The sequence below is a fragment of the Streptomyces sp. NPDC018947 genome (assembly GCF_044390505.1).
In the GTDB taxonomy this organism is placed as follows: Bacteria; Actinomycetota; Actinomycetes; order Streptomycetales; family Streptomycetaceae; genus Streptomyces.
Genome location: NZ_JBIRZD010000004.1, coordinates 40061 through 46634, shown reverse-complemented (window position 1 = coordinate 46634; position 6574 = coordinate 40061). Strand labels below are relative to the sequence as shown.

The 6574-nt window shown below is 69.9% G+C and carries 7 protein-coding genes; 6 read left to right on the top strand and 1 reads right to left on the bottom strand.

Translation table 11 applies throughout. The features are described 5' to 3' along the window. The first annotated feature begins 381 nt into the window (after positions 1-381). The 5 genes from ACH499_RS10445 to ACH499_RS10425 all read left to right on the top strand — a co-directional run bounded on the left by ACH499_RS10445 (position 382) and on the right by ACH499_RS10425 (position 2946). A complete protein-coding gene (locus tag ACH499_RS10445) occupies positions 382-966 on the top strand; it encodes a hypothetical protein (protein WP_399014814.1) in 585 nt (194 codons plus the stop codon). Positions 967-989: 23 nt separating this feature from the next. Next, a complete protein-coding gene (locus ACH499_RS10440) occupies positions 990-1169 on the top strand; it encodes a hypothetical protein (RefSeq protein WP_399014811.1) in 180 nt (59 codons plus the stop codon). A gap of 215 nt (positions 1170-1384) precedes the next feature. After that, on the top strand, positions 1385-1783 hold the full coding sequence (locus tag ACH499_RS10435; RefSeq protein WP_356205972.1) for a BlaI/MecI/CopY family transcriptional regulator: 399 nt from the start codon (positions 1385-1387) through the stop codon (positions 1781-1783). 9 nt (positions 1784-1792) lie between these two features. Then, a complete protein-coding gene (locus ACH499_RS10430) occupies positions 1793-2302 on the top strand; it encodes an amino-acid N-acetyltransferase (RefSeq protein WP_356205935.1) in 510 nt (169 codons plus the stop codon). Positions 2303-2610: 308 nt separating this feature from the next. Further along, positions 2611-2946: an Lsr2 family protein gene (locus tag ACH499_RS10425; RefSeq protein ID WP_356205936.1), complete on the top strand. Its 336-nt coding sequence runs from the start codon at positions 2611-2613 to the stop codon at positions 2944-2946. Between the two features lie 50 nt (positions 2947-2996). Here the strand turns inward: ACH499_RS10425 and ACH499_RS10420 are convergent, their stop codons facing one another. Continuing rightward, on the bottom strand, positions 2997-3596 hold the full coding sequence (locus ACH499_RS10420; RefSeq protein WP_399014809.1) for an SCO3374 family protein: 600 nt from the start codon (positions 3594-3596) through the stop codon (positions 2997-2999). A 430-nt stretch (positions 3597-4026) separates the two neighbouring features. Here ACH499_RS10420 and ACH499_RS10415 point away from each other — a divergent pair, with 430 nt between their 5' ends. Further along, entirely contained in the window at positions 4027-6552 is a 2526-nt protein-coding gene (locus ACH499_RS10415) for an ATP-dependent Clp protease ATP-binding subunit (RefSeq protein ID WP_356205938.1), read from the top strand. Positions 6553-6574 lie beyond the last annotated feature (22 nt).

Sequence of the window (6574 nt, the reverse complement as noted above, 5' to 3'; positions counted from 1 at the left end):
GGGGGGGGGGCCCCGGGGGGGGGGGGGCCGCCCCCCCCCCCCCCCCCCCGGGCCCCCCCCCCCCCCCCCCCCCCCCCCCCCCCCCCCCCCCCCCCCCCCCCGGCCCCGACCCACAAGACCACCGAACGCGCACCGCGCACCCCCACCGGAGCCGCACAGGCCGCCGCAGGCACCCCGCACCCCCACCGAAGCCGCACAGGCCGCCGCAGGCACCCCCCACCCCCACCGAACCCGCACAGGCCGCCGCAGGCCCTCCACTCAAGCGCCGCAGGCACCCGCAGGCACCCGCAGGCACCCGCAGGCACCCGCATACGGGTGGCACCCCCGCGCCACACCCGCCCGCTATGCCAAGTTTGTCTGATTAGCGCGTATCGTCGCCCCATGCCCACGCCATACGGATCCCGAGGCGGCATGGCGTTCGGCGCTCAGGAGCTGCGTGTGCTCCGGCGCGCCCTCGCCCTCGCCCTGAACCCCAGCCCCGTCTCGGCCGAGGACGTCCAGGACTGCCTCCGCCTCGCGGAGTCGCTCGACGAGGCGATGGGGGAGAGCGCCCGGCTGCGCGACTTCCTGATGGCCGACCTCGCCCGGTACCGCGCCGCCCTCCCCGGCAGCGTCACCGGCTACCTCACCCTCCTCGACGAGGCCCTTGCGGCCGGCCACCGCCCCGGCGCGGACGACCTCTCCGCCCTGAGGGCCCTGCGCGGCAACCCCACCGCCGCCGCCCTCCTGGCCCGCTGCGCACCCCGGCAGGCCACGCCCACGGTCACCCTTCCCGCGGCCCGCACCCACCTGCAGGCCCTCCCCGGCGGAAAGCCCCCGCAGAAGCCGGCCCCCCGCCCCGCCCCGGCCGACCCGGCGCCCCCCGCCGACCCGAAGCGTCCCATCCCCACGCCCGGCGAAGTCTTCCCCCGCCGCAAGCCGACCCCACCCCCCGCCGGCTCCCGGCACCACCTCGCCGCGGGCTGAACCGGCCTGGCTACCCTGGACCCATGGACTACGTCTCCGCGCTGCTCCCCCCGGCCGTCATGGCGGCCTTCTTCATCGGCGTCGTCAGGGTGATCGTGAAGACCCAGGGCGGGGCCAACATGGCCAAGGAGGACGCGGCCGTGGACGCCGCCCTCGCGCGCGCGGAGGCCGCCCGCGGCAAGGCATCCACCCCGGAAGCCTGAGCGCGCACCACCCGACCGCGCCCCCGCCCGCGAAGGGCGCCGCACAGCTTCGTCACGCAGCATCACCGAGCAACCCCGTACGGCTCGCCGGCGCACCCGCACCGACGAGCCGTACGCCCTTTTTGATCGCAGACGTCCAGGAAAATCCACAAACCTGCACGTCCGTCACGCCATCCCCCGGTTTTCCCACTATCGTCGTGAGCGTGCCTCGCCCATTGGGAGAACTCGAAGACGCGGTCATGACGCGGGTGTGGAAGTGGAACCGCCCGGTGACCGTTCGGGAAGTCCTGGAAGATCTCCAACAGGAACGGTCCATCGCGTACACGACCGTGATGACCGTCCTGGACAATCTCCATCAGAAGGGCTGGGTGCGCCGCGAGGCGGAAGGCCGGGCCTATCGATATGAGGCGGTCTCCACCCGAGCCGCCTACGCCGCCGCGCTGATGAACGACGCGTGGTCGCAGAGCGACAACGCCGCCGCCGCTCTCATCGCCTTCTTCGGCATGATGAGCGAGGAACAGCGCCGGACACTCCGAGACGCCATCCGCATCGTGCAGGGACCGGAAACCCCCGCGCCGGGACCCGGCTCGGAAGCGGACACCGGCGAGCGATAGCGTCCGCACATGCCAAATGCCATCACCGTCCGGCGGGCCCGCACCAGCGATGTCCCGGACGTACGCCGCCTCCTCGACGCGTACGTCCGCGACCGGATCCTGCTCGACAAAGCGATGGTGACGCTTTACGAGAGCATCCAGGAGTTCTGGGTCGCGGAACGGGACGACAACGCCGAGGTGGTCGGCTGCGGTGCCCTGCACGTGATGTGGGAAGACCTCGCGGAAGTGCGCACTCTCGCGGTGAAGCCGGGCCTGAAGGGCGCCGGCGTGGGGCATCGGTTGCTGGAGAAGTTGCTGGACACCGCCCGCTGGCTGGGTGTTCGCCGCGTATTCTGTCTCACCTTCGAAGTGGAGTTCTTCGGCAAGCACGGCTTCGTGGAGATCGGAGAGACACCCGTCGACGCGGATGTCTACGCGGAGCTGCTGCGTTCCTATGACGAGGGCGTGGCGGAGTTCCTGGGGCTCGAACGAGTGAAACCGAACACCTTGGGCAACAGCCGGATGCTTCTCCATCTGTGATCGTTCGGTGAGAGCCGAGCCGTGCGGGGGTTCGCCGGGCTTGGTCAAGAGGAGCCGGGAACGACAACCCCATCCACGCCCCATCCCCAGGTTTATTCCGCCGGAGGACCGTTCGCGGGTGCCCTATGTCCGAAACGCGTATCTTTCCGGGCCGGGGCGGGGCTACGGGTTCCCGCCGGGGGTTTGTGTTTTTCCGGCAAAAGCGGTTTGCTTTCCGACGTACTGCAGTACTGCATATAACAAGGGACGGCGATACGGCGGACGCCGGCGGACTCCGACCCTCAAGATATCGATGAAAGGAAAACCCGGTGGCACAGAAGGTTCAGGTCCTTCTTGTCGATGACCTCGACGGCGGCGAGGCGGACGAGACCGTGACGTTCGCTCTGGACGGCAAGACGTACGAGATCGATCTCACCACCGCCAACGCGGACAAGCTCCGTGGCCTTCTCGAGCCCTACGTGAAGGGCGGCCGTCGCACCGGGGGCCGCGCTTCGGGTGGTCGCGGCAAGACCCGCGCCTCCTCGAGCGGCAGCCAGGACACCGCGGCGATCCGCGCGTGGGCCAAGGAGAACGGTTACGAGGTCAACGACCGCGGTCGTGTTCCCGCGATGATCCGCGAGGCGTACGAGAAGGCCAACGGCTGATCACCCCGGCCCGCGTCACCCACCGGGCCCGCGCGTCGGCCCGCATGCCGTCAGCGCGCCGTCCGGGAGAGCCGGATCCGGTGGCACTGCGTCGCCAGTGTGTGCACCAGCCGTGCGAGATCGGGGGCGGTACCCGCGCCCCCCAGGGCCGACAGCGTCGGCAGCGAGGCCTCGACCTCGCCCCCCGGCTCGGGGGGCCGCAGCCACACGGCGGCCCCCTGTGAACCGTCGCGGTCCGTCGCCGTCGGCGGCAGACCGGCCGGGCCGGGCTCCGGAGGCAGGGGTGCTTCCACGTGTCCGCCCGCGCCGATCGCGCGCAGGTCGAGCGTCAGGGAGCCCCACTCCAGCCAGTCCAGCAGGCCGGGCAGCTCGTCCGCGCCGCCCGCCGCCACGAGCAGCAGCATCCGCCCCGCCCGGAGCGCCACGGGGAAACCGGGCGCCGACCGGGCGAGCGCCGCGTGACCGGCCCCGGCCGGGACGTCCAGGACGTCGAAGCGGACCCCCGTGCGCAGCCGCAGGGGAGTCCCGGGCGCCGTCGGCCAGCCGAGCCCGCTCTCGTACCACCACCGCGCCCGCTCCCACGCCCCGCTCCTTCCGGGCGGCCGACGGGGGAACGGCACCGTGGGAATCGTGGGCAGGACGCCAGCCATGTTCCGTGCAACAGCCGAAAAGTCCTCCGGGTTACGCTGGGTGGCGGAGCGACCGCACCGCGTGCCGGAAATGGGGGCGCGTGGAGGTACGGGGAGGCGCAAGGTTGTTCGCCCGTAGCGGAGGGAACCGGCCCGCGCGGCATGGAGTGTCAGTCCCAGCGGGTAAGACATCCCTAGTGGGAGGGGGCGACACGCAGATTGGGCCGTCTCACGTTCGCCATCGGCGTACTGGCGAGCGGGGTAACTGCCTGGCCTGCGGGAACATCGTCTCGCACCATCGGGTTGTGGCAGATGTCGGCGTCAGGGGTCAGGAGGCCATCGACGGTGTCGGCAGTTGGAATGAGCGGTCCCCGCTTGCGGGACTAAGCTGCGGAAGGACAGGGAGGGGAAGTTCCCCTTACTGCCTGACCGCTCTGAGGAGCGATTAACGATGTTCGAGAGGTTCACCGACCGCGCGCGGCGGGTTGTCGTCCTGGCTCAGGAAGAAGCCCGGATGCTCAACCACAACTACATCGGCACCGAGCACATCCTCCTGGGCCTGATCCACGAGGGTGAGGGTGTCGCCGCCAAGGCCCTTGAGAGCCTCGGGATTTCGCTCGAGGCGGTCCGCCAGCAGGTGGAGGAGATCATCGGGCAGGGCCAGCAGGCCCCGTCGGGTCACATTCCCTTCACTCCCCGTGCCAAGAAGGTCCTGGAGCTGTCGCTCCGCGAGGCGCTTCAGCTCGGTCACAACTACATCGGCACGGAGCACATCCTGCTCGGCCTGATCCGGGAGGGCGAGGGCGTCGCCGCCCAGGTCCTGGTCAAGCTGGGCGCAGATCTGAACCGGGTGCGGCAGCAGGTCATCCAGCTGCTCTCCGGTTACCAGGGCAAGGAGACCGCCACCGCCGGCGGTCCTGCGGAGGGCACCCCCTCCACGTCCCTGGTCCTCGACCAGTTCGGCCGGAACCTCACCCAGGCCGCTCGTGAGTCCAAGCTCGACCCGGTCATCGGGCGCGAGAAGGAGATCGAGCGGGTCATGCAGGTGCTGTCCCGCCGTACCAAGAACAACCCGGTCCTCATCGGTGAGCCCGGCGTCGGCAAGACCGCCGTCGTCGAGGGCCTCGCGCAGGCCATCGTCAAGGGCGAGGTGCCCGAGACCCTCAAGGACAAGCACCTCTACACCCTGGACCTCGGCGCGCTGGTCGCCGGCTCCCGCTACCGCGGTGACTTCGAGGAGCGCCTGAAGAAGGTGCTCAAGGAGATCCGCACCCGCGGCGACATCATCCTGTTCATCGACGAGCTGCACACGCTGGTCGGTGCGGGTGCCGCCGAGGGCGCCATCGACGCCGCGAGCATCCTGAAGCCGATGCTGGCCCGTGGCGAGCTCCAGACCATCGGTGCGACCACGCTGGACGAGTACCGCAAGCACCTGGAGAAGGACGCGGCCCTCGAGCGCCGCTTCCAGCCCATCCAGGTCGCGGAGCCGTCGCTGCCGCACACGATCGAGATCCTCAAGGGCCTGCGCGACCGGTACGAGGCGCACCACCGCGTCTCCATCACCGACGAGGCGCTGGTCCAGGCCGCCACCCTGGCCGACCGGTACATCTCGGACCGCTTCCTGCCGGACAAGGCGATCGACCTGATCGACGAGGCCGGCTCCCGGATGCGCATCCGCCGGATGACCGCGCCGCCGGACCTGCGCGAGTTCGACGAGAAGATCGCCGGCGTCCGCCGCGACAAGGAGTCCGCGATCGACTCGCAGGACTTCGAGAAGGCCGCCTCCCTCCGCGACAAGGAGAAGCAGCTCCTGGCCGCCAAGGCCAAGCGGGAGAAGGAGTGGAAGGCCGGCGACATGGACGTCGTCGCCGAGGTCGACGGCGAGCTGATCGCCGAGGTCCTCGCCACGGCGACCGGCATCCCGGTCTTCAAGCTCACGGAGGAGGAGTCGTCCCGCCTGCTGCGCATGGAGGACGAGCTCCACAAGCGGGTCATCGGCCAGGTCGACGCCGTCAAGGCGCTGTCCAAGGCGATCCGCCGTACCCGTGCCGGCCTGAAGGACCCGAAGCGTCCCGGTGGCTCGTTCATCTTCGCCGGTCCGTCCGGTGTCGGTAAGACCGAGCTGTCCAAGGCGCTCGCCGAGTTCCTCTTCGGTGACGAGGACGCGCTGATCTCCCTCGACATGTCGGAGTTCAGCGAGAAGCACACGGTCTCCCGCCTCTTCGGTTCGCCCCCCGGCTACGTGGGCTACGAGGAGGGCGGCCAGCTCACGGAGAAGGTCCGCCGCAAGCCCTTCTCGGTCGTCCTGTTCGACGAGGTCGAGAAGGCCCACCCGGACATCTTCAACTCGCTGCTGCAGATCCTGGAGGACGGTCGCCTGACCGACTCCCAGGGCCGGGTCGTGGACTTCAAGAACACGGTCATCATCATGACGACCAACCTCGGCACCCGGGACATCTCCAAGGGCTTCAACCTGGGCTTCGCCGCCGCGGGCGACACGAAGACCAACTACGAGCGCATGAAGAACAAGGTGTCGGACGAGCTGAAGCAGCACTTCCGCCCCGAGTTCCTCAACCGCGTCGACGACGTGGTCGTCTTCCCGCAGCTCACGCAGGACGACATCCTCGCCATCGTCGACCTGATGATCGGCAAGGTGGACGAGCGCCTGAAGGACCGGGACATGGGCATCGAGCTCTCCCAGTCCGCCAAGGAGCTGCTGTCCAAGAAGGGCTACGACCCCGTGCTGGGCGCGCGTCCGCTGCGTCGCACGATCCAGCGCGAGATCGAGGACTCGCTGTCGGAGAAGATCCTCTTCGGCGAGCTGCGTCCCGGTCACATCGTGGTCGTGGACACCGAGGGCGAGGGCGAGGCCAAGACCTTCACCTTCCGGGGTGAGGAGAAGTCGGCGCTCCCCGACGTTCCGCCGATCGAGCAGGCGGCCGGCGGCGCCGGTCCGAACCTGAGCAAGGAGGCGTAACCCTCCGGGGTGAGCCGAGAAA

Excerpts from the sequence above, each read along its gene's own strand:
- ACH499_RS10445 (WP_399014814.1), top strand. The coding sequence starts at position 382 with ATGCCCACGCCATACGGATCCCGAGGCGGCATGGCGTTCGGCGCTCAG.
- ACH499_RS10440 (WP_399014811.1), top strand. The coding sequence starts at position 990 with ATGGACTACGTCTCCGCGCTGCTCCCCCCGGCCGTCATGGCGGCCTTC.
- ACH499_RS10430 (WP_356205935.1), top strand. The coding sequence starts at position 1,793 with ATGCCAAATGCCATCACCGTCCGGCGGGCCCGCACCAGCGATGTCCCG.
- ACH499_RS10420 (WP_399014809.1), bottom strand. The coding sequence starts at position 3,596 with ATGGCTGGCGTCCTGCCCACGATTCCCACGGTGCCGTTCCCCCGTCGG.
- ACH499_RS10415 (WP_356205938.1), top strand. The coding sequence starts at position 4,027 with ATGTTCGAGAGGTTCACCGACCGCGCGCGGCGGGTTGTCGTCCTGGCT.